Annotated in this window: 20 protein-coding genes and 2 pseudogenes; 17 read left to right on the top strand and 5 right to left on the bottom strand. The window is 63.9% G+C overall.

Annotation, left to right across the window (positions count from 1 at the left end):
- Positions 1-105: 105 nt before the first annotated feature.
- The 4 genes and pseudogenes from AC1HIL_RS36630 to AC1HIL_RS36615 all read left to right on the top strand — a co-directional run.
- Positions 106-1,089 (top strand): quinone oxidoreductase family protein, encoded by a 984-nt coding sequence (locus tag AC1HIL_RS36630; protein ID WP_479668736.1) that lies wholly within the window; start codon positions 106-108, stop codon positions 1,087-1,089.
- Between the two features lie 17 nt (positions 1,090-1,106).
- Positions 1,107-1,886 (top strand): glutathione S-transferase family protein, encoded by a 780-nt coding sequence (locus AC1HIL_RS36625; protein WP_479668737.1) that lies wholly within the window; start codon positions 1,107-1,109, stop codon positions 1,884-1,886.
- A gap of 49 nt (positions 1,887-1,935) precedes the next feature.
- Positions 1,936-2,619: a GntR family transcriptional regulator gene (locus tag AC1HIL_RS36620; RefSeq protein ID WP_057590462.1), complete on the top strand. Its 684-nt coding sequence runs from the start codon at positions 1,936-1,938 to the stop codon at positions 2,617-2,619.
- 165 nt (positions 2,620-2,784) lie between these two features.
- Positions 2,785-2,994 (top strand): annotated as a pseudogene (locus tag AC1HIL_RS36615) (acetyl-CoA hydrolase/transferase C-terminal domain-containing protein); the annotation flags it as partial.
- 278 nt (positions 2,995-3,272) lie between these two features.
- Here AC1HIL_RS36615 and AC1HIL_RS36610 read toward each other — a convergent pair.
- Complete coding sequence (locus AC1HIL_RS36610) at positions 3,273-3,476, bottom strand: hypothetical protein (RefSeq protein WP_479668738.1); 204 nt, start codon at positions 3,474-3,476, stop codon at positions 3,273-3,275.
- A gap of 43 nt (positions 3,477-3,519) precedes the next feature.
- Positions 3,520-3,738 carry a type II toxin-antitoxin system VapB family antitoxin gene (locus tag AC1HIL_RS36605; protein ID WP_479668739.1) on the bottom strand — a complete coding sequence of 73 codons (219 nt, stop codon included), beginning with the start codon at positions 3,736-3,738 and terminating at the stop codon, positions 3,520-3,522.
- A 455-nt stretch (positions 3,739-4,193) separates the two neighbouring features.
- Between AC1HIL_RS36605 and AC1HIL_RS36600 the strand changes: the two genes are divergently transcribed.
- The 6 genes and pseudogenes from AC1HIL_RS36600 to AC1HIL_RS36575 all read left to right on the top strand — a co-directional run bounded on the left by AC1HIL_RS36600 (position 4,194) and on the right by AC1HIL_RS36575 (position 8,707).
- Positions 4,194-5,561, top strand: a complete 1,368-nt coding sequence (locus AC1HIL_RS36600; RefSeq protein ID WP_479668740.1) for a type II toxin-antitoxin system HipA family toxin — start codon at positions 4,194-4,196, stop codon at positions 5,559-5,561.
- Positions 5,554-5,922: a helix-turn-helix domain-containing protein gene (locus AC1HIL_RS36595; RefSeq protein WP_479668741.1), complete on the top strand. Its 369-nt coding sequence runs from the start codon at positions 5,554-5,556 to the stop codon at positions 5,920-5,922. Before AC1HIL_RS36600 ends, AC1HIL_RS36595 begins: the two co-directional genes overlap by 8 nt.
- A 760-nt stretch (positions 5,923-6,682) precedes the next feature.
- A pseudogene (locus tag AC1HIL_RS36590) lies at positions 6,683-6,907 on the top strand (YXWGXW repeat-containing protein); the annotation flags it as partial.
- Between the two features lie 127 nt (positions 6,908-7,034).
- On the top strand, positions 7,035-7,160 hold the full coding sequence (locus AC1HIL_RS36585) for a hypothetical protein (RefSeq protein WP_479669666.1): 126 nt from the start codon (positions 7,035-7,037) through the stop codon (positions 7,158-7,160).
- A gap of 321 nt (positions 7,161-7,481) precedes the next feature.
- A complete protein-coding gene (locus tag AC1HIL_RS36580; RefSeq protein ID WP_413764958.1) occupies positions 7,482-7,730 on the top strand; it encodes a GlsB/YeaQ/YmgE family stress response membrane protein in 249 nt (82 codons plus the stop codon).
- A gap of 110 nt (positions 7,731-7,840) precedes the next feature.
- Positions 7,841-8,707, top strand: coding sequence for an alpha/beta fold hydrolase (locus tag AC1HIL_RS36575; RefSeq protein WP_479668742.1), 867 nt, complete (start codon positions 7,841-7,843; stop codon positions 8,705-8,707).
- 567 nt (positions 8,708-9,274) lie between these two features.
- On the opposite strand, the gene AC1HIL_RS36570 is transcribed toward AC1HIL_RS36575, so the two are convergent.
- The gene (locus AC1HIL_RS36570) at positions 9,275-9,451 is read right to left on the bottom strand and encodes a hypothetical protein (protein WP_216087313.1); all 177 of its coding nucleotides are present in this window, start codon (positions 9,449-9,451) and stop codon (positions 9,275-9,277) included.
- Positions 9,452-9,782: 331 nt separating this feature from the next.
- Here AC1HIL_RS36570 and AC1HIL_RS36565 point away from each other — a divergent pair, with 331 nt between their 5' ends.
- On the top strand, positions 9,783-10,271 hold the full coding sequence (locus AC1HIL_RS36565) for a hemerythrin domain-containing protein (RefSeq protein ID WP_261211787.1): 489 nt from the start codon (positions 9,783-9,785) through the stop codon (positions 10,269-10,271).
- An 860-nt stretch (positions 10,272-11,131) separates the two neighbouring features.
- A complete protein-coding gene (locus AC1HIL_RS36560) occupies positions 11,132-11,464 on the top strand; it encodes a hypothetical protein (RefSeq protein WP_479668743.1) in 333 nt (110 codons plus the stop codon).
- A gap of 241 nt (positions 11,465-11,705) precedes the next feature.
- Here AC1HIL_RS36560 and AC1HIL_RS36555 read toward each other — a convergent pair whose 3' ends face one another.
- The gene (locus tag AC1HIL_RS36555; RefSeq protein ID WP_296736420.1) at positions 11,706-12,614 is read right to left on the bottom strand and encodes a ParB/RepB/Spo0J family partition protein; all 909 of its coding nucleotides are present in this window, start codon (positions 12,612-12,614) and stop codon (positions 11,706-11,708) included.
- Positions 12,611-13,537, bottom strand: a complete 927-nt coding sequence (locus AC1HIL_RS36550; protein WP_479668744.1) for a ParA family protein — start codon at positions 13,535-13,537, stop codon at positions 12,611-12,613. Before AC1HIL_RS36550 ends, AC1HIL_RS36555 begins: the two co-directional genes overlap by 4 nt.
- Before the next feature lie 753 nt (positions 13,538-14,290).
- On the opposite strand from AC1HIL_RS36550, the gene AC1HIL_RS36545 reads away from it, so the two are divergent.
- The 5 genes from AC1HIL_RS36545 to AC1HIL_RS36525 all read left to right on the top strand — a co-directional run bounded on the left by AC1HIL_RS36545 (position 14,291) and on the right by AC1HIL_RS36525 (position 19,558).
- Positions 14,291-14,626 (top strand): TrbC/VirB2 family protein, encoded by a 336-nt coding sequence (locus AC1HIL_RS36545; protein ID WP_479668745.1) that lies wholly within the window; start codon positions 14,291-14,293, stop codon positions 14,624-14,626.
- A gap of 9 nt (positions 14,627-14,635) precedes the next feature.
- Entirely contained in the window at positions 14,636-15,025 is a 390-nt protein-coding gene (locus tag AC1HIL_RS36540; RefSeq protein ID WP_479668746.1) for a VirB3 family type IV secretion system protein, read from the top strand.
- On the top strand, positions 15,022-17,523 hold the full coding sequence (locus tag AC1HIL_RS36535) for a VirB4 family type IV secretion/conjugal transfer ATPase (RefSeq protein WP_479668747.1): 2,502 nt from the start codon (positions 15,022-15,024) through the stop codon (positions 17,521-17,523). Before AC1HIL_RS36540 ends, AC1HIL_RS36535 begins: the two co-directional genes overlap by 4 nt.
- Entirely contained in the window at positions 17,516-18,250 is a 735-nt protein-coding gene (locus tag AC1HIL_RS36530) for a TrbJ/VirB5 family protein (protein WP_479668748.1), read from the top strand. Before AC1HIL_RS36535 ends, AC1HIL_RS36530 begins: the two co-directional genes overlap by 8 nt.
- A gap of 261 nt (positions 18,251-18,511) precedes the next feature.
- Entirely contained in the window at positions 18,512-19,558 is a 1,047-nt protein-coding gene (locus AC1HIL_RS36525; RefSeq protein WP_479668749.1) for a TrbL/VirB6 family protein, read from the top strand.
- Positions 19,559-19,571 lie beyond the last annotated feature (13 nt).

Below are 19,571 nucleotides of genomic sequence, written 5' to 3'. Positions count from 1 at the left end.
ACCGATCGGCGTCGGCCAACAAAGTATGCACAACATCAAACAATAAATACACTAGGTGTTTGTATGAATCCATTGACGGCGATCATGGCCGTCTAATCGCGGCCCATGACACAAAGCGTCGCCATCCACATCCATCGCCACGGCGATGCCGAGGTTCTGTCAGACACGACGGTCGAGGTGCCGCCGCCCGCCGCGGGCGAGCTGCAGATCCGCCAGAGCGCTATCGGGCTGAACTTCGCCGACATCTACCAGCGCCGCGGTTCGCACGGCCCGCACGCGGCGACCCCGTTCCCGATCACGCTGGGCGCGCAGGGCGCGGGCGTGATCGAGGCGATCGGGTCGGGCTTGACGGGTTTCGCGCGCGGGCAGGCGGTGGCTTACGTCCATGCCGGCGCCTACCAGGTGACGCGCAACCTCCCGGCGCACCGCGTGGTGCCGCTGCCGGACACCGTGTCCCAGGAACTGGCCGGCGCCACCTTGCTGCGCGGTCTTACCGCCGAGTACCTGCTGCGACGGCTGCACGTGGTGCGACCCGGCCAGACCGTGCTCGTGCATGCGGCCGCCGGCGGCATGGGCGTGATCCTGTCGCAATGGGCGCGCGCGCTCGGCGCGACCGTGATCGGCACCGTGGGCTCGCCCGAGAAGGCGCGCGTCGCGCTCTCGCACGGCTGCCACCATGCGATCGACTACCGCCGCGAAGACTTCGCGGCACGCACCCTGGCGCTCACCGGTGGCGGGGGCGTCGACGTGGTCTACGACGCGGTCGGCAAGGACGTCTTCCTGCCCTCGCTGCAATGCACGCGTCCGCGCGGCATCGTGATCAGCTACGGCACCGCCTCGGGCGACGTCGAGGCCTTCGACCTGCAGCTGCTCCACGCAAAGTCGCTGAGCGTATGCCGTCCGACCCTGCGCAGCTTCATCGCCGATCCCCAGGAACTGCGCGATGCGGCGCGGGCCTTCTTCCGCGCCCTGACCGAGGGGCAGGTGCGGCTGGAGATCGGTCACCGCTATGCGCTGGCCGACGTGCGGCGCGCCCACCGCGAACTCGAAGGCCGCGCCACCACTGGCGCGACCGTGCTCATTCCCTGAAGGAGAGGACGACCGCCATGCGACTTTTTCATGCCTGGCTGTCCAGCGCCTCGCGCCGCGTGCGCCTGTGCCTGGCCGAGAAGCAGATCGACTATGAAAGCGTTGCCGTCGATCTCGGCAAGCAGGAGCAGCACGCGCCCACATTTCTCGCGATGAACCCGAACGGCGTGGTGCCCGCGCTGGAGATCGCGCCGGGTCGCTTTCTTCACGAGAGCTCGACCATCTGCGAGTTCCTCGACGACATCCAGCCCACGCCGCCCCTGCGTCCCGTCGATCCCTACGCGCTCGCCCAATTGCGCAACTTCGTGCGCTGGACCGACGAGAAAGCGCTGCCGAACCTGCTGATCCTCAACTGGAGCCTGATGCTGCAGCCGATGGCCCGGCAGTGGAGCGATGAGGAACTGCAGCAGAAGATCGCCCGCATCCCCACGGCCGAGCGGCGCGAAGCCTGGGTCCGAATCGCGCGCCAGCCCTATTCCGACGAGGAGAAGGCCGAGGCCCGGCGCAAGCTGCTGCTGCTCGTCGACAAGATGGAGGCCATGCTCGCCGGCTCGGCGTCGCCCGCACCTTCGGCCTGGCTGATCGGCGAGCACTACTCGCTGGCCGACATCGCCGCCGTGCCCTTCATCGCCCGCATCGCCGAGATCGCGCCCGAGGCGCTCGATGCGTCAGCCAGCCCGCGCGTGCATGCCTGGTGGGAGGCCGTGCGGCAACGGCCGGCCTTCGCGGCCGCGCGGCTGCAGGCCTTCGGCGAGGTGCTCCAGCAACGCGAACACGCCAGCACGGCCGGCCACTGAAGCGAGACCGACGCACCAGGCCCGCGTACTATCATCCGGGCGACACAACATGGCCACCACTTCCCGCGTCAACCTCAGCGACAAGATTCGCGAAGCCCTCGAGGACGAGATCGTTTCCGGCAAGCTCTACGCCGGCTGCCGCCTCGACGAACAGGAACTGATGGAGCGCTTCAACGTCTCGCGCACGCCCGCGCGCGAAGCGCTGCAGCAACTGGCGACCGCTGGCCTGGTCGACATCGTGCCGCGGCACGGCGCCGTGGTCGCGACGCTCTCGCTCACGGAGTACGTCGCGATGCTCGAGATGCTCACCGAGCTGGAAGGCCTGGCCGCCCGCCTGTCGGCGCGCCGCATGCCCGCGGCGCTGCGCAAGGACCTCGAGGCCTCGATGCGGGCCTGCGAGGAGGCCGCGGCCCAGGACGATCCTGTTGCCTACGAGCGCGCCAACCGCTGGTTCCACGAGACCGTGTACGACGGCAGCCTCAACGAGGTGCTCGCGCGCCAGTTGCGACTCATGCGCCTGCGCATGCGGCATCCACAGCGCTCGCTGTTCGACCGGCCCAACCGGGTGCGCAACTCGATGGTCGAACACCGAGCGATCGTGCAGGCGATCCTGAATGGGGACGAAGACGGCGCCGACCGCGCCATGTCGATGCACATCTCCAGCGGTGGAAATGTATATGTCGATGCCGTCGCCAAGGGCGCGTCGAAAAAGCACACCGTTCCCTCCGCTTAGCGCCTCCACGGCGACCCGATCGCAGGCAAGGGGGCATCTCTTTTCAGGCTTGCCACGCCGCATCGAGGGCGACCACATCGGCGCGGTCGCGGGCTAGGTCGATTTCGTGCGCGCCGCATTGCAATCTGACGGTGGGGTCTCGATCATCGTGCTGCCTCCACCGGGAAGGACGGCCGCTCGAAGATCGCCAGCCGGCTCCATGGACCGGTGACGACGGCCCGCGGCGATGTCGACGTGATCGCCACCGAGCACAGCATGGCCCGGCTGCGAGGGCTGACGATCCGCGAGCGCGTGGAGGCCATGGTGTCGATCGCGGCGCCCGAGCACCGCGAGGCGTTGCGGTACGAAGCCAGGCCGCTGCTTCGCACTGTTTAGAAATGCATCCTCAAGACCATGGCGAGTCAACGACGGAACCAAGGGGGGCAACGAGCACACTGCCTATCGTGCAGGGCCGCCCAAAGGGCATTGCTCAACGAACTGTCGATTCCGACACCTGTTCATCAGCGATCGCATCCGCACGCCGCGGGATGTTGGAAATCCAACGTTGAATGGACGTCGGTACCCGACCTCGAACCTTTGCGTCATATCGTTCAGGCGCTTGTCTAGAGACCACAGTTCGGTGCCAGGCGTCATCAGCGTCGATGCCACAAGCGTCAGGTCCACGAGGCCACACCCCATCCAAAGAGACGCTCTTTTTCGATGAAGAGGAGCACTTCGCGCAGGCAGGCTGGCTGCACATGTTGCAGGCGATGCAGATATCCGAGCGTCTGGGTACGCGCTGGTGGGGTACCGCATGCAAGCTCCCCTATCACCATCGGATGAATCAATACTTGGTCAAGCCCGAGCAGCTGCTCCAAGGTGGAGTTCCGCGCGCGAAAATGATCAACTCAAACCGAGGTATCAATTTGCACCAGCGTCATGAACAGGTGCCGTGTCCCGACGAGGAACATCGGAGATCTCGGGCATCCGTCCCCCAAGCGCCGCAAGCCGTTTTGCGCACTGCACTCTCACAAAAGTTTTGATCGCTTCCCTGAATAGATCCGCCTTGTTCATACTCGGATCCGCTACTTTGAGCGCCTCCTCATACAACGTGTCGTCGATCGTGACGGTCGTTCTCATAAGCTCCTTGTTCTCGGACTCGACGCCATCGATCGTCCACCCCGGCGCGACAACCGTCAACGGACATGCTTGATCACGGCAGCAGGTTTGCATTCCCGCGAATGGTCAAGGACACCAAGCTTCGCCAGCCGTACCAGCGATGCGTGGTCACGGATCTGTACCCAGGTGTCGCACCTTCAATGCCCCAATGCTCCTCCGACGCGTCGCCGCGCCCTGCAGCCGAAGAACCGGAAAGAAAGGTGACGATGCGCAGGGGTGCCCCACAGCGGAGACGGGCTCCCACAAAGCCCCGGCGGCAGAGTTGCCCGAAGCTCTCCCTGCGAAGGACATCGAAACGTTGCCGATCCCCCCGGATTTTCTCGGCTCTCGCCTGACGACGCGGACGGATATTTTAGGTACTTCAATGGTTAAATTGAATTGAAACTTTCAAGACTTTATTTATCATGATGGTTAATATGCGGGGACGTTCCATCTCATCCGCTGCCCGCGGCACGACCATCGAAGTGCATGCGAACGGCCGATGGCAAGCCGCCGCCACGATCCAGGCGTTGGGAGCAGATCGCTGCCGTTTCGAGTACCTGCCTGAGTACGTTTTCAGCGAGGAGAATCCGCAGCCGATCGCGTTGGGTCTGCCCGTGGGCATCGAAGCCGACCGATTCGTCGACGGCCCCACAGGCCGTGAGCCGGATCGCCGCCCACCGGCCTTTGTCTACGACTTGGTGCCACAGGGCAGAGGTCGCAGATACCTGCTGGACAGGCTGGGTCTGGCAGACGCCGAAAACATGTTGCTGCCGCTCGTCATGAACGGTGCTTTCAATCCGATCGGCTGTTTGCGATTCGAGAGCGCAATGGAATTCTTCAGCGAGGAGGCCGCACGCGGCGCTGATCCTGGCGCACAACGTGGCTTTTCCATGGAAGAGGTTCTGAACCACAGCGAAGAATTTCTCGAGCATCTGTCCCTGCATGCCATGCTTGCCGCAGGCACCACCGGGGTGCAGGGTGTCGCCCCGAAGTTCCTGCTGACGACCGACGAAGCCGGGCGCTGGTTCGCAGACATGACACTGCCCGACGAACGCGCCACCACACACTGGTTGCTCAAGTTGCCTCGAGGAAGAAGCGAGGCGGACCGCACCGTCCTTCGCAACGAAGCCGGCTACCTTCGCCTCGCTGCTGCATGTGGGTTGCGAATGTCGAGCACGCCGCAACTGCAAGGGGAGGTCCTGTTCGTACGCCGTTTCGATCGGGTCGTCGTCGACGGTCAGGTGCAACGACTGCACCAGGAAAGCCTCGCAAGCATCTGCGACATGAGGGGTTTCGGTTTGCCCAAGAGCCAGCACATCCTGCTCTCAGGCTTGCGCTCGGTCGTGTCAGATCCGTTCACGGAAACTGTGGAATTCATTCGACGCGACGTGCTGAATCTGGCCATGCGCAACACCGACAACCATGCACGCAACACCGCCGTGCAGCGCCTGGTCGACGGCAACGTTCGGCTGACACCCCTCTTCGACTTCGCCCCCATGTTCCTGGATCCGGAGGTCGTGGCGCGAGGCTGTCGCTGGCGCGACGATGCTGGAAAACTTCAGCGCAACTGGAGCGAAGTCATAGAAACGCTTCAAGTGAGCGACCAGGAGAGAGAGCGCATCGCATATGCGCTCCATGCCTTCGCGCCCACTGTCGCGGCGCTGGCTGATACGGCCAGGGAATGCGGCGTGGAGCAGCCGGTCATCGAGGCATGCCGCGGCAGTATCGATGCGCAGGCATTGCAGCTGGATGCGTTGCGGGATCTTCTGCCCAAGACCCCACGGAGCAAGCTTCGTGGATAAGCGACGCAAAGCGCCGGACCTCTCACACGAGCGCAAGCTGCGTCAAGAGATCTACGACGCCATGGCGGCGGGGCGAATGTCTGTGGGACAGGCCGTGGCTGCCATGCGGCGGATCAGCCGCCTGACCCAACCAGAATTCGCCAAGCATCGAGGGCTCAGCGTACAGAGTCTTCGGCTCATCGAGAGCGACAGGACCAATCCAACCATCGACACGCTGGGAAAGATCGCGAGCATCTTTGGATTGCAGGTCGGCTTCGTGCCAAAGACCGGCTCCTGCGTTTCATGGCAGGAACTCGAACACGGCCTGGCAGAGTCGCCCGAAGCGGTACCGCAGCCCTCCTCGGTCGAGCGTCGCGAATGAGCTCAACGCTGCAGATTCCCGTGAAGAATCGTCTGCGCGCTTTCTGCATACGAACCGCTTGACCTCCGGGGCAGGCAGGACGTGCGCCCAGGATCCTTCAGCGTCTTGAACACACCGCTGTACACGTCTCGCCTCTTCGTTGCCCCGGATCAAGCGATTGCCGCGAGCTTCAGAGTTCCTGCTCCTGCAGGAGCCAGCACACCAGTCGCGACTCGCCAGGCGGCAGCGCCTCATGTAGCCCGTCGGCGCACTGAACCTGCGCTTCGTCGCCATCAGAGAGCCCTGATGCAAGGATCCCCGGCGCCCCGCGTCCACCACCACCAGCACCGTTCGACCGCCGCAGGGAACACCAGATGACCGGACCGGTTCTGCGGCCTTTTTTGCACCGGAGTGCCTGGCGAGCTGCCCGGCTGGGCCAACATCTGTTTGACCTCCGAGAGAATGGCGAGCATGTTGCGCTCGCATGCGGCCCAACGCCTCGGGCTAGCGCCCCCAGGCCCAGCTCTTGGCCACGGCTTGTGCATTCTCCTGCCCGGTACGCAACGCGATTGCAGCTGACCGCTTCATCCCTTGCGGCCGCGCTATCCCGTTTCATCCACCGACCCGGGATTGGGCGAGGGCGCGAGCGCCCGCAGGTGCCCCGCGTTCTACGAGAATCAACGAACAACCTTGTCAGCTTGCACATCGCCCTGCCGCGGGGCGAAGATCGGCATGCGGCTCGCGTTGAAACGAAGCCCCACTAACAAGGAACGCTGAGCCCATGAAACTCCATCTCAATGCACTTGCCCTGGGAGGCGCCCTGTCCTTCCTCGGCATCTGCCCGCCTGCAACCGCACAGGTTGCCGTCAACATCAACGTACCCGGTCTGGTCATCATGGCGCCGCCGGCTCCGCGCTATGAAGCGCCACCTGCACCGCGAGGCGGCTTTGTCTGGGTACCGGGACGATGGGCATGGAATGGTCAAGACTACGCCTGGCGCCCAGGTCGGTGGGTGAAGGCCCGCGCAGGTTACGACTACGCGCCGGGTCGTTGGGTCGAGGATCGTGGAGGATGGCGCTGGAGCGAAGGGAACTGGCGACGGCGTGAAGGGTGGCGCGAGAGGCACGAGCACCATGAAAGACACGAGCGCCGTCGCGATCGGGACGCTCATCGCCATCATGAACACGGTCCGTATCACTGCCCGCCGGGACAAGCGAAGAAGGGCCGTTGCTGAGCAGGACTTCGGGGCGTGGTGCTGACGGCATGCCCGCCGATGCCGTGTAGAGCACCACGCCGCGGCATCGGTGAACCCGAAGAGAAACGCCAACCCTTATCAGCGGCCTCAGGGCCGGCCGACGAAATGCCGGGTTGGAGATTTGACATCCGACCCGCTTCTCGGATTGCGCCTACAAGCAACACCACCGCTCAGCCTCAATGTTTGGATCATTCGCGGCGACGGCTCCCGGGCCTACGGGATCTTGCACTCGGCTTCCTGAACATCGGCCTTGGCTATCGCAGCGACCGCTTGGGGCGCGACTGAACTGTGCGCTTGTTGTTCCTCCACAAATATCGAAGTGCTTATGTCACTCCTCTGGACCATTTTGATCGGCTTCGTCGCAGGCTTGGTCGCGCGTGCCGTGTTGCCTGGGCGCCAAGCTCTTGGCTTCATATGGACCACCGTCCTGGGCATCGTCGGCGCCCTGCTCGCGACTTATCTCGGACGCGCCCTGGGGTGGTATGAAGCGGGCGCCGGAGCAGGCTTCGTGGCTTCCGTCGTCGGTGCAGTGGTCGTGCTGGCCATCTACGGCGCCGTCCGCAAGCGCTCCTGAACAGGAGCGAAGAGCGCAGCAGGCGCACATGAAGGGGAGACAGGGCAGCCAGGGCGGGCCGGCTTGAAACACCAACACCCAGAGGCCTGCCTTGCCGATCGAAACTAACCATGTCGAGCCTAGCCACCCTCACGCATCGCACCATTCACGTGAACGGCATCGCCTTGCACGTGGCTCTCGCAGGCAGTGAGGATGCGCCTTTGGTCATCCTGCTGCATGGCTTTCCAGAATACTGGGGTGCTTGGCGCAAGCAGATCGGTCCCCTGGTCGATGCAGGCTTTCGCGTCGCGATCCCTGATCAGCGCGGCTACGGAAACTCGGACAAACCCGGTTCGATCTCTGCCTACGCCCTCGACACCCTGGCCGACGACATTCGCGATCTGGCCGAGCATCTTCGGGCGCCTCGATTCAGCCTGGTGGGCCACGATTGGGGCGGCATGGTGGCTTGGCATCTGGCCGCTCGCGACAAGACGGCCGTCGATCGTCTCGTCATCCTCAACGCGCCTCACCCGGCCAGCACGTTCTTGTACACGCTCAGCCATCCTCTTCAAATGCTGCGCAGCAGCTACATCGCATTTTTCCAAGTGCCCTTTGTGCCAGACGCTGTGCTCGCAGCACGGAACTTCGCGCTGCTGGAGAAGGCGCTGACTCGCAGTGCACGCCCCCACACCTTCAAGGATGCCGAACTGCGCGCTTATCGTGAGGCTTGGGCGCAGCCGGGAGCGGTCGCCGCGATGCTGCGGTGGTATCGCGCGCTGCCGCTCGCGCGACCACATCAAGGCTTGATCGACGCGAAGGTGCGCATCATCTGGGGTGAAGCGGATGCTGCGCTTGAACCGGGGCTTGCCGCCGCAGCTCTGCCGTTTTGCCGAGATGCGGACATTGTGCGGCTCGAGAAGGCCACGCACTGGCTGCATCACGAAGAACCCGGACGAGTGAATGCGGCGCTCATCGAATTTCTTTCTCCGGCGAGCTGACAGCGCGCGACGCCAGCCGCCCACCAGGGGATACACGTCCTTGCCCGCTTCGGCAGCGGTGCTGTACGGCCCCACCCATCGCCGGGGATGAAATCCCTGCGCTCCCCCTCAGCAGATCGACCTGCTTTCCGTCGCGCTCGACGGTTACAGGAGGCGTCAAACGGCGATGCTTGATCGCCTGGCCTACGCCGCCTCCTCACGCGCTGACAGGCGCTGCCAACCATGCCTCGAGGCGCGTTCAGTTCGAACGAGTCGCTGCGGGAATCAAATTTCCTCGCCAACGGGCCGAAAGAAACTCGGACCTGTTCACCTTGAGTGCCGCAGGCAGACCCAGGCTTGCCCCCACTACACGGTTCGCTCCCCAAGCCCTAGGCAATTCCTCTTGCGGCCGAGAAGGGCAGCAGGTCGGGCGCCGCGCTACTGCAGCGTGCGGATGAAGAGTTGCTCGAGGACGGCGGCGTGGTGCGGTGCCGCGTGAAGATGCGCGGCATGCGCTGTCGCCAAAGCGGCGCCCGAGCGCCGGGATACTCAATCGATCCAATTCCTCACGACCCTTCTGCGTCACGGTCAGCACCTGCGCTGCGAGACCTTCACCGAACGGACCGGCGAATCCGCCGGATCGGGAAGAGCCGCGACGACAAGCCCGGCAGCCCGCAAGATGCGGAGTTGATCGAGCTCTTCGTTTCGATAGATCGGCATCGGTAGACGAGAAGTCACGATCTGTTGAAGCAAGCTTGTGGTCATACAAACCTCCTCTTCGTCGATCCAAACTTCGACGGGTTCAAGTTAGCGGCAGCGGCAAAAAATTTCAAGAGCGTCCGCAATCAACCCGCTCAGCCTCATTCGCCGTTGCAGCGGTGCCCACGCACGCCTGGCGCAGCGCATCTTGGCCGAACGCAAGTGCTGTCGGGATTCGATGTGCTCGTCGCACCAACGAATCGGACCTTTCTGACTGCCATAGCGTTTGGCGGGCTTTCGAGAATTCTGGCGAAGCGATGCGCCTATCGCCTACGGCCCTATCGAGACGAGGATCCGATCTTGAGCTCCCCATGACCCATATCACAGGAGCTATGCCATGACCACGAATCGTTCCCAGCCCGATGCCTGCAGCCTGCTGGACACCGACCACAAGAACGTCAAGAAGATGTTCACCGCCTACGACGAAGTCGCCAGCTCGAAGTCGGCCCGCGCAACCGCACAAAAGCGCGAGCTTGCGCAGCAGATCTGCGCAGAACTCACAGTACACACCCAGCTCGAGGAAGAAATCTTCTACCCCGCGGTGCGGGAGGCCATCAAGGAGACCGACTTGCTGGACGAGGCTGAGGTCGAACACGCGAGCGCCAAGGATCTCATCGCTCAGATCCAGGAAGCCGAGGACATCGACGAGATGTTCGATGCCAAGGTGAAGGTGCTCGGCGAGTACATCGACCACCATGTGAAGGAAGAGCGCAACGAGATGTTCCCGAAGGCCCGTGCCGCCAAGGGTCTGGACCTCGTGGCCATGCGCGAGCAGTTGATGGCGCGCAAGGAAGAATTGATGGCCGAGGTGATGGCCGGCGCATGAGCTTCGTCGCGCCCGTAAGAGCCCGCCTTTCGGCGGGCTTTCTTTTGAGCCATGCATGGGCCATCAAACATTCCAGCAAGCCTGCGGGGCTGCGTCGCTGAGCATGTTGACGCACCGCGAGACGCACTCGCCTGAATGCGCGCCCCTCCACCGAGGCCACAAGTCGTCCAGGCGTCCAGGCGTCCAGGCGTCCAGGCGTCGAAGCATCCTCACTCGATCGCCTGAAAGCTCCCCGCTGCAGGAGCGCCGTCTCACGCAACAACGCACTCGGCGCATGCCGATACTCTACATACAAAATATAACCGATCAGTCACAAATACGACCCTTCGCCCAAGAAATCGGCGGATGGTATGCATTTCCCCGTTCAAATGCGACAATCGATGGCTCCACCCATACCCTCGGATTGAGCATGACAGTTCTCAACAGCTGCTCCTGCAGCATCGTCCATTTGAAGAGCGTAGAGCGCCGTCCCTGGATGCGAGTGTTCCCGTGGTTAGAGGCCTACCAGTGTGGGAACTGCGCAAAGGTGCAGTTGCTCCGCAAGGATGCGGTCGACCAAGCGCTGGTCGACTATGCATCTAGGCTTCTTCGCGTCCATCCGAGATCGCATCGACCTGCGCCGTGGTCCAAGGCAAAAGACAGCACCGCAAGCTTCAACAAGCGGCACTGATGCCCGCTGGACCGTCGGTGGCGTCCGGCCACCCGTTCCAGCAAATCGGCGAGTGCCGCCGCACGCCCCCCTGTGCCGGGCCACCCGCCGCACGACAGTGCGGACAAGCCACCGAGCCCCGCAGAAGCAAGCGTCTGCCCGTCGTCAAAATGAGCCATGCGGCTAGCAGCCGAACCGCACCGCTTGGCTCTTGAAGCCCGATGTCAGAGTCGCCAACTGCTGGCCCGCCGCGCCGAGAATTTCCAGCAGCGACGTCCTTGCCGCAAGTGCAGCGGAAGCGTCCTACGGAATCGGCCTCGGCTCAAGAGAAACTTTGCGCCTTTCTCCACCTATGAGTGTGCTCAGAACCTTCATCGGAATCGCGGTGTTCCCATTTCTAGCCGTCATCGTCATGGTCATCGGCTTCGCCTGCGCCGCCGCTCATGCCATCGCCCTTCCAGCCCTGTATTGGTGGGACCGCTACAGGGAGCGAAATCCGACGCCCATCGGACGAAAGAAATCCAGGGCTGAGCCCCAAGGCTGAGCCGCCTGCACCGCCGCGCCGGCAGCTTAAAGATGGCGGGCGATAGCCGCGAAGGGCCTCCGCTCGCAAGAGAGTACGGCGGCTCAGCGCCTGCAAGTGCCGGACCATCTGATGGCAACGCGTGGATTGCCTGCGCACTCAAGCAGTTGGTGCCCCTTCGCTGAGCGCTCCCGGTCCCAGGAAAATTGCTTACTTCGGCCGGCGCCGGATGGAATGCCAATCAGCTGCTGCGATGCGACCACTACTCCTGCGCGGCCCAGCACACCAAACGCAGCTCACTCAGTGGCAGCGCCACATGACTCCCGTCGGCAAAGCGCACCTCGCCCTTGTCGGCGTCGTGGGCCTTGATGCGCAATGTCCCCCGGCGCCCGCCGTGTTCGACCACCAGCACCGTACGGCCCGCGCTGCGCGTCGCTGTCGCCCGGGCAACAGAGCGCTCGGCCTTCTCCGTCGGAGCAGGCTCTGGCGCTTCCTGCGTGGCCAGCATCGCTTCAACCTCCGCGCGGGTGGTCGGTGCGTCCCGCTCAAAGGCGGCCGCCACCGTTTCTGGCGCGCGGCGCCAGGCCGTAACAAGTCGGTAGAGCCCACGAAGGTCAAGGCCGATGCGCCCTTCGTCGATCGCTTGCCTGAGCGGCGGCGGCATATCGTTCAGCGCGGCCGCCTCCGTGACGAAAGATCGGGACTTGGCCAGCCTGCGAGCGATGTCCGCGCGCGACATTCCCTCGGCCTCGCGCAGTTGGACGAACAGCGCGAGGTCCAGTGGGGACATGTCCTCGCGATGCAGGTTCTCCACCGCCTGAGCGAAGGGGTCCGCTCGATCGTCCAGAAAGGCGGGCACCGTGATCAAGCCTGCCTGTCGAGCGGCACGCACGCGCCGCTCGCCGCGGTTGATCAGATAGCGTCCAGCTGCAGCCCGGTTCGCTCGCACGGATACCGGCTCGAGCACCCCGTGCACTCGAATCGATTCGCTCAGCTCGACCAGAGCCTGCTCGCCAACGCGACGACGCGGCTGGTCGGGATCGGGATCGATCAACGCGAGCGCGATCTCCAGGGGCGCTTGCAGCGCACTTGCAGTGCCAGCTGAATCGAGAAGCTCGGAAGCCCGAAACTTGTGGAGCCCGCTGAGGTCGAGTGGCTTGATGTCCTTCATGATGGCATGCCCGAAGATGCCAGGTCTTGCGCGTCCATGCGACGCTGTAGCAGCTCGAAAACCTCCCTTACCTCCAAGCACGCGTCACGTGCTGAGCCCTTGGCCAGCGCCCAGACCGACACACCCTGCGACAACGCTTCCGGAATGGCCGAGCGCGTCGAGATGTGTGCGGGAACGATGTATTCGGCGAAGCTTTGGACGAGTTGCCGCATCGCTGCCTTTTGCCGCACGGAGTGAGGGTTGAAGCGATTGAGCACGATGCCGGCGAGGCGCAGCCGAGGGTTATAGCGCTGCCGCACACCGAAGACCGTCTTGAGCATGTCGGTCACCCCATCGATGCTGTACTCCTCCAACTCGATCGGACAGACCACATCGGTGGCGGCGATCAGTGAGGCGCTCATTCGCAAGCCGAGCGCGGGTGGCGTGTCGATGATCACCACGTCAAAAAGCGAGCTCAGAGCCTCGACGTTCCGGCGAAAGAGCGGGATGGCAACTTCCGCCTTGGCAAGTTCGACGTCTGCAAGGTTCTTCGAGGCCGGCGCCAATGCAAGCCGGCCTTGTCCTGCGAGCTGATCCTTCACCTCGGTCCCTTGCACAAAAAGCCCGGCTGCGCCCACACCCTGGGCATATGCACGCAGCGTCTTGGAGGCGTTGCCCTGCGTGTCAAGGTCGATGAGGCACACGGATCTGTCGTGCTTCTCGCGTTGCCAGAACGCGTAAAGCACAGCGAGAGTGGTCTTCCCCACCCCGCCCTTCTGATTGCTGAAGACCACCACCTTGCCCATGCCATCCCCTTGGTCGAAGGTTTGTTCGACGCAAGCGTGCAGCCACCGCAGCGTGCGGAGCAGTTCGCCGGCCTGAAAGGACCCGTGCGTCGACGCCGGTCGACGGCGTCGAGAACGCCTGCCGGCAAAGGTGCGCATTGGAGACCAGAGGTGCCCGGCCGATGACTACCCGAACTGATAGTGGCGTGGTAGCCCTCGCGCACAGACATTGCACCCGATGCAAATCTCCACCAACTTCTCGAACCCTCCTCTTGGGGTGCAACGGCCCATCCAGCGTTGCATGCGATGCAATACGCGCGTAGCGAAGGCATCTGCGGCACCGCGCTTGACGGCATGGCCAGAAAGGCCCCAGGGAACGTGCCAAGGAACGCGCCTTCAGATGTTCCCAGGAGCGCTCCCAAAGACGCTCCTGGGAACAATCCTCGCTGCAGTGGCTTGCCTATCCGCCAGCGCCGAGATCGGCGTGCCGCCCGTTGTGCAAGCAACACGCGATAGCGAGCGCGTCGCCATCCTTAGGCAGGAACTCCAGAACACCAAAGCGTCCATCGACGCTTTGACTCGCCGTCATGCGGCGCGCCTCAAAGCCGCAGATGCCGAGGGCGCGGCGGACGTCGAACTGGAGCGCTCACGCGCGTTCGGGGATCTGGTCGCGCTCGAGCGAGAGCTCGCAACGGCCTCCCAAGCAAGCCCGTCGGCGCCGCGGCAGCGCAGCGTGGACGGTCCACGGTCAACCGACATGAAGCCCCCCGCGCGCCGCTCGGATGCGGCAGCACCCGTGCGCTGGTGGGATGTGTATCAGCAACGCATCGGCAGCGCGGACACATGGGCGCCAACGCCCGCGGGATCGCCTTCCCCTGTCCCGCACAGCCTGAGAAACGAAGGAAGTGGCACATGAACCTCCACACACGCGATGCGCATCGTCCGGCGATGCACCATTCGAAAGCAGCAACGCTTGCCCTGCGCGCGCTGCTGACCGCCGCCCTCTGTGCGCTGTGGCCCCTCATGGCGAATGCGGGCAGCCCGTTTGCGACAGGCGCCAACGCCGCGCAGCAGCAGCTCGTTGCGATCCTGACACCCATTGCGGCCGTGGCGGTGATGGTCTCGGGCGCGATGGCCTGGTTCGGTCGGCTGAGCTGGTGGTGGCTGGTGGCCGTGGTGATCGGTACGGTGCTGGTGTTCGGGGGCCCACAGATCGTTTCCTGGATCCGAGGCCTCTTCGGCGTCTGAGGGGTGGCCATGCATCGCAACCACGGCATCACGGCCGACTCTCTGTTCGTCGGCATGACCCGGCCCTCCATGGTCTGGGGCGTGACCTACTCCGCCATGATGTTCAACATCGTCGTGACCATCGAATCCTTCATCGTCACGAAGAACCTCGCTTGGCTGCTCGCCTTCGTCCCGATTCATGGCGTGCTCTACCTGGTGTGCCTCTACGAGCCACGCTTCTTCGACCTGCTGCAGTTGTGGGGTCGCACGCGCTTGCCAGCAGCGCTCAACGGGAACCTGCGCTTCTGGCGCGCCAACTCCTACAGCCCGCTCGCCCTGACCTTGCCGAGTGCCCGCGGTCGCCGCCGGAACCGACATGTACAAGTGTTGATTGCCATGGAGGGTGCACTGTGCGATTGACCACCCGCTCTGAATCGACACTGCGCCGCGAAGCGAGTGCGGCCGCGATGATCCCGTTCTCCTCGCACGTGGACGCCCATGTGGTTCGCTTGCGCTCAGGCGACTACGTCCAAACCCTGCGCCTGGGGGGCGCAAGCTTCGAGAGCGCTGACGACGAGGATCTCAACAACTGGCATGAACGTCTGAACGTGTTGCTGCGCAACATCGCATCACCACACCTGGCGCTGTGGACTCACGTCGTGCGCCGTCGCGAGACAGGCTACCCCGCCGGTCGCACGGTCCCGGGTTTTGCCGATGAGTTCGAGCAGCGCTACCGCCGCAAGATGGCCGGGGAGCGGCTCATGGTCAACGAGCTCTATCTGTCCATCGTCTACCGCCCCCAGTCCACCCGTGTCGGCAATGCGGCGCTGGCCTTCCTGAAGCGATCGGACGCGCAGGGCGCCCTGGCAGAGCTCAAGGACTCCCTGGACACCTGCACCAAGCTTCGCCAGGAGTTGCTGGCTTCGCTGGAGCGCTACGACCCCGAGCCACTGGGCATCTACCGGCCGATGGGCACACAGAAGCCGTTCTCCTCCTTGCTCGAATTCTTCGCAATGCTGATCAATGGGGAGTGGCAGCGCATGCCGCTGCCACGATCGCCGCTCAACGAGGTACTGGCTACATCCCGCCCCTTCTTCGGCAACGAAGCCATGGAGTACCGCTCGGGGACGCAAAGCCGCGTCGGTGCCTTCCTCGGCATCAAGGAGTACCCCACGCCCACGGCGCCCGGCATGTTCAGCGGCCTTCTCACGGCCGACTTTCCGTTCATCCTCGCGCAGAGCTTCACGTTCCTGGCCAAAGGCACCGCCGTGGACATGATGCGTCGGCAGCACAACCGCATGGCGGCGGCAGGCGATCTGGCTGTCTCGCAGGCCGACGAGCTCGCAGACGCGCTGGATGACCTGGTCAGCAACCGTTTCGTCGTCGGAGATCATCACTTCAGCCTGCATGTGCTCGCCGATGCCGAGGAAGGCGCGGGCGCTCTCGAAGGCATGCCGCGGCTCAAGCAACTCAACGACCACATTGCGCGGGCCCGCTACCTGCTCGGAGACACCGGGATGGTTGTCGCACGCGAGGACCTGGCACTCGAGGCCGCGTTCTGGGCGCAGTTGCCGGGTAACTTCGGCTACCGCACGCGCAAGGCGCCAATCACCAGCCGCAACTTCGCGGCCATGTCGCCTTTTCATAACTTCCCGACGGGTCGCGCGCGCGGAAACTTTTGGGGCGATGCGCTGGCGATGCTCACGACACGCGCAGGCTCGCCCTACTACTTCTCATTGCATGCGAGCGATCCGCGCAGCCCCGACGGCGGTAGCCGTCGCGATGTGGGCCATGTCACGGGCGTCGGGCCCGTTGGTACGGGCAAGACGACCTTCCTCGGGTTTTGCATCGTCGCGATCTGCAACCGGCTGGACGCCACCCAGATCATCTTCGACAAGGACGAGGGCCTCCACATCCTCGTGCGGGCATTGGGAGGTCAGTACCTTCCGTTGAAGAACGGAAGTCCCACCGGCTGCAATCCGCTGCAGCTCGACGCAGGGGTGCCCACGAACCTCGAGTTCCTGCGGCAATGGCTGCGCCGCCTCGTGATGCGCTCGCCTCACGAGCTCCTGAGCGTGCGACAGGAAGACGACCTGGATCAGGCCCTGCACGGGACGCTCGCACTCGCGCCGCCCTACCGCCGCTTGTCGCGCCTGCTGGCTTTCCTGGACGTCACCGATCCGGAAGGTGTCCATGCGCGGCTGCGCAAATGGTGCGCCTCGGAGCGCGGTGACTACGCGTGGGTGTTCGACAACGACCACGACGTCGTCGCGCCACTGCTCGAGGCCCATGCGTTGGTCGGCTTCGACGTCACCGATTTCCTCGACAACGACGTGGTGCGCGCCCCGTTGACCATGTACCTCTTCCATCTCGTCAACCGCATGGTCGATGGCCGGCCACTGGTGTGCTGGATGGACGAATTCGCCAAGCTGCTCGATGACCCCGCATTCGCGAGCTTCGCGAAGAACGGCCTGGAGACGTGGCGCAAGAAGAACGCGAACATCGTGACCTTCACGCAAAGCACGCACCATGTGCTGGGCTCGAGCATCGCGCGAGCCATCGTGGAGCAGACGCCCACCAAGATCCTCTTTCCGAACCCCGAGGCCAACCACGCGGATTGCACAGAGGGTTTCAACCTCACCGAGCGTGAGTTCGCGCTGGTCAAGCAGGAACTCGTGCCCGGATCGCGTCAGTTCCTCATCAAGCAGAACCGCGACAGCGTCGTGGCCCAGTTGGACCTCCGGCATCTGGACGATGCGCTGGGCGTCATCTCGGGCCGTACCAGCAACGTCCGGCTCATGCAGGCGCTGATGAAGCGCCATGGCAACGTCCCCACCCAGTGGCTCGCCCCTTTTCGCGAGGCGCTGCTACAGCACGGCTCGCAACGACCGTCGCCCCAGGAGTTTCCACATGCCTAGAAAGCTGCTTCTCTCGCTTGTCACCTGCGCTGCGCTGCTCGCTCCACTGCATGCGCGTGCGGGGATTCCGGTCATCGATTTCGCGGCCATCGCTAACCTGATCCAGCAGATCATGTACTGGCAACAGCAGATCTCCGCCATGCAAAAACAGTTCGACGAGCTCAAGGCCTCCAAGGAGCAGCTCAAGCAGACCTACGAGTCGATGAGCGGCTCGCGCGGCATGGAGCAGCTTCTCCCGACCTCCGATGCGGCCCGCAATTACTTGCCGAGCAGCTACGCCGATCTGAGGAAGTCACTCGACACGCCCGTGCCAGGCTATGCAGGCCTGTCGGAGCAGGTGCGATCGATCGTGAGTGCCAACAGCGTGCTCTCGACGACACAGCTGGACGCGCTGAGCCCGGAGCTCAGGCAACTCGTCGAGCAGGGCCGTCAATCTGCCGCCTTGCTGGACGGCATGACCCAGACGGCTTTTCAGAACACCAGCCAGAGGTTCTCTGCACTGCAGATGCTGATCACCGCCATCGCGCGTGCCCGAGACCCCAAGGCCATTCAGGAGCTGCAAGCGCGAATCCAGGCGGAGCAAAACATGCTGACGAACGAGCAGACCAAGCTCCAGGCGCTCTACCAGTTGTCCCAGGCCGACGAGGCGAGGCTCCGTCAGCGAACCCGAGAGCGTGTGGTGTCGGGCCACGGTGAGTTTTCCAGGCGATTCACACCGACACCCTAGCCACGCCTGAGGCCCCTGCCGCCCCTGTCATCCCTTCGACGCATCGCCTCGGCGCGCCGTCGCTGCGGTCATCGCCATGGCGTTTTCAGCATGACGCCGCTTGTTTCTCAAACGGCGAGCGGGCTGGCCATCACCCGATGCGCTTGCAGCATGCGCACCGAGTTCGAGCCATGAAATCCCTCGGATGACGCCGGCCGGCGCATTCAGTGGTCGATATCGAAACAGCCTCACGCGATCTTTTGAACCTTCAGGAGCCAAGCCATGTTCTTTCGGCAGCTTTGGACACAGCTCGTCTCGCAGCTCACTGAATTCATCGGCGCGAAGTCCGCCGCGCTGGCGTCTGCGGTCGAGCCCGCGGTGATCACGTTGGCAACGCTCTACGTGATGATCTGGGGATACCTTTCGCTCACCGGCAAGATTCAGGAACCCATTCTGGAGGGGATCAAACGGATCTTCTTCATCGCGGTCATCCTCGGCGTGGCTTTGAGACTGTGGGCTTTCAACGAGCTCATCGTCGACACCTTCTTCAACGCCCCGACCCAACTTGCGGCAGCGATCGTCGGCGCCACGGATCCCGTCTCGACCATCGACACGATCTGGGAGAAGGGGGGAGAAGTCGCATTCAGCCTGTGGAGCAGGGGCGGTGTGCTCAATGGGGATGTGGGCTTCTACATCGCCGGCGCCGTCATCTACCTCATCATCGGTGCCGTCGCGGTCTATGCGCTCTTCCTCTTCGCCCTATCGAAGATTGCGCTGTCCGTCGTGCTGGCGCTGGGTCCGATTTTCATCTCCCTGCTCTTCTTCGAAGCGACACGGCGCTTCTTCGAGGCATGGGTCGCCCAGCTCTCGAACTACGCGCTGGTCGCGGTGCTCGCAAGCATGGTCGCCTCGCTCATGCTGCAGGTCGTTGCGAACTACGCCGCTCAAACCGCGGAACGAGGCGCGGCGCTCACGACGGTGGATGCCATCAACATGGCCTTGATCGCCGCGGTTGTGCTGCTCGTGATGTGCCAGGTGATGCCGATCGCCGCCGGGCTTGCCAGCGGCGTTGCGCTCAGCTCCTTCAGCGCTGTCGGTGGGCTCACCAAGTGGGCGCTTGGTGGCACCAAGCGCAGCGCCTACGAATTCGGCCGCGGCGTGCTCGACGGCCTGCACGGCGAACGCGGCAGCCGATGGGACTCCTTCCGTCGCCTGGGAGGCAACCGGGTCGGATCGTCGATCGCTTCGCTGGCCGGCAGGGGCGCAAGCGCGCAGCGCCCCACCCTGCCCAGAGACCGAGTGATGAACCCCTCTTCCTCTCGGACTTGACCTTCCAAAACGA

The sequence above is a fragment of the Variovorax sp. ISS6 genome, from assembly GCF_056523145.1.
This window is presented reverse-complemented; position numbering and strand designations above follow the sequence as displayed.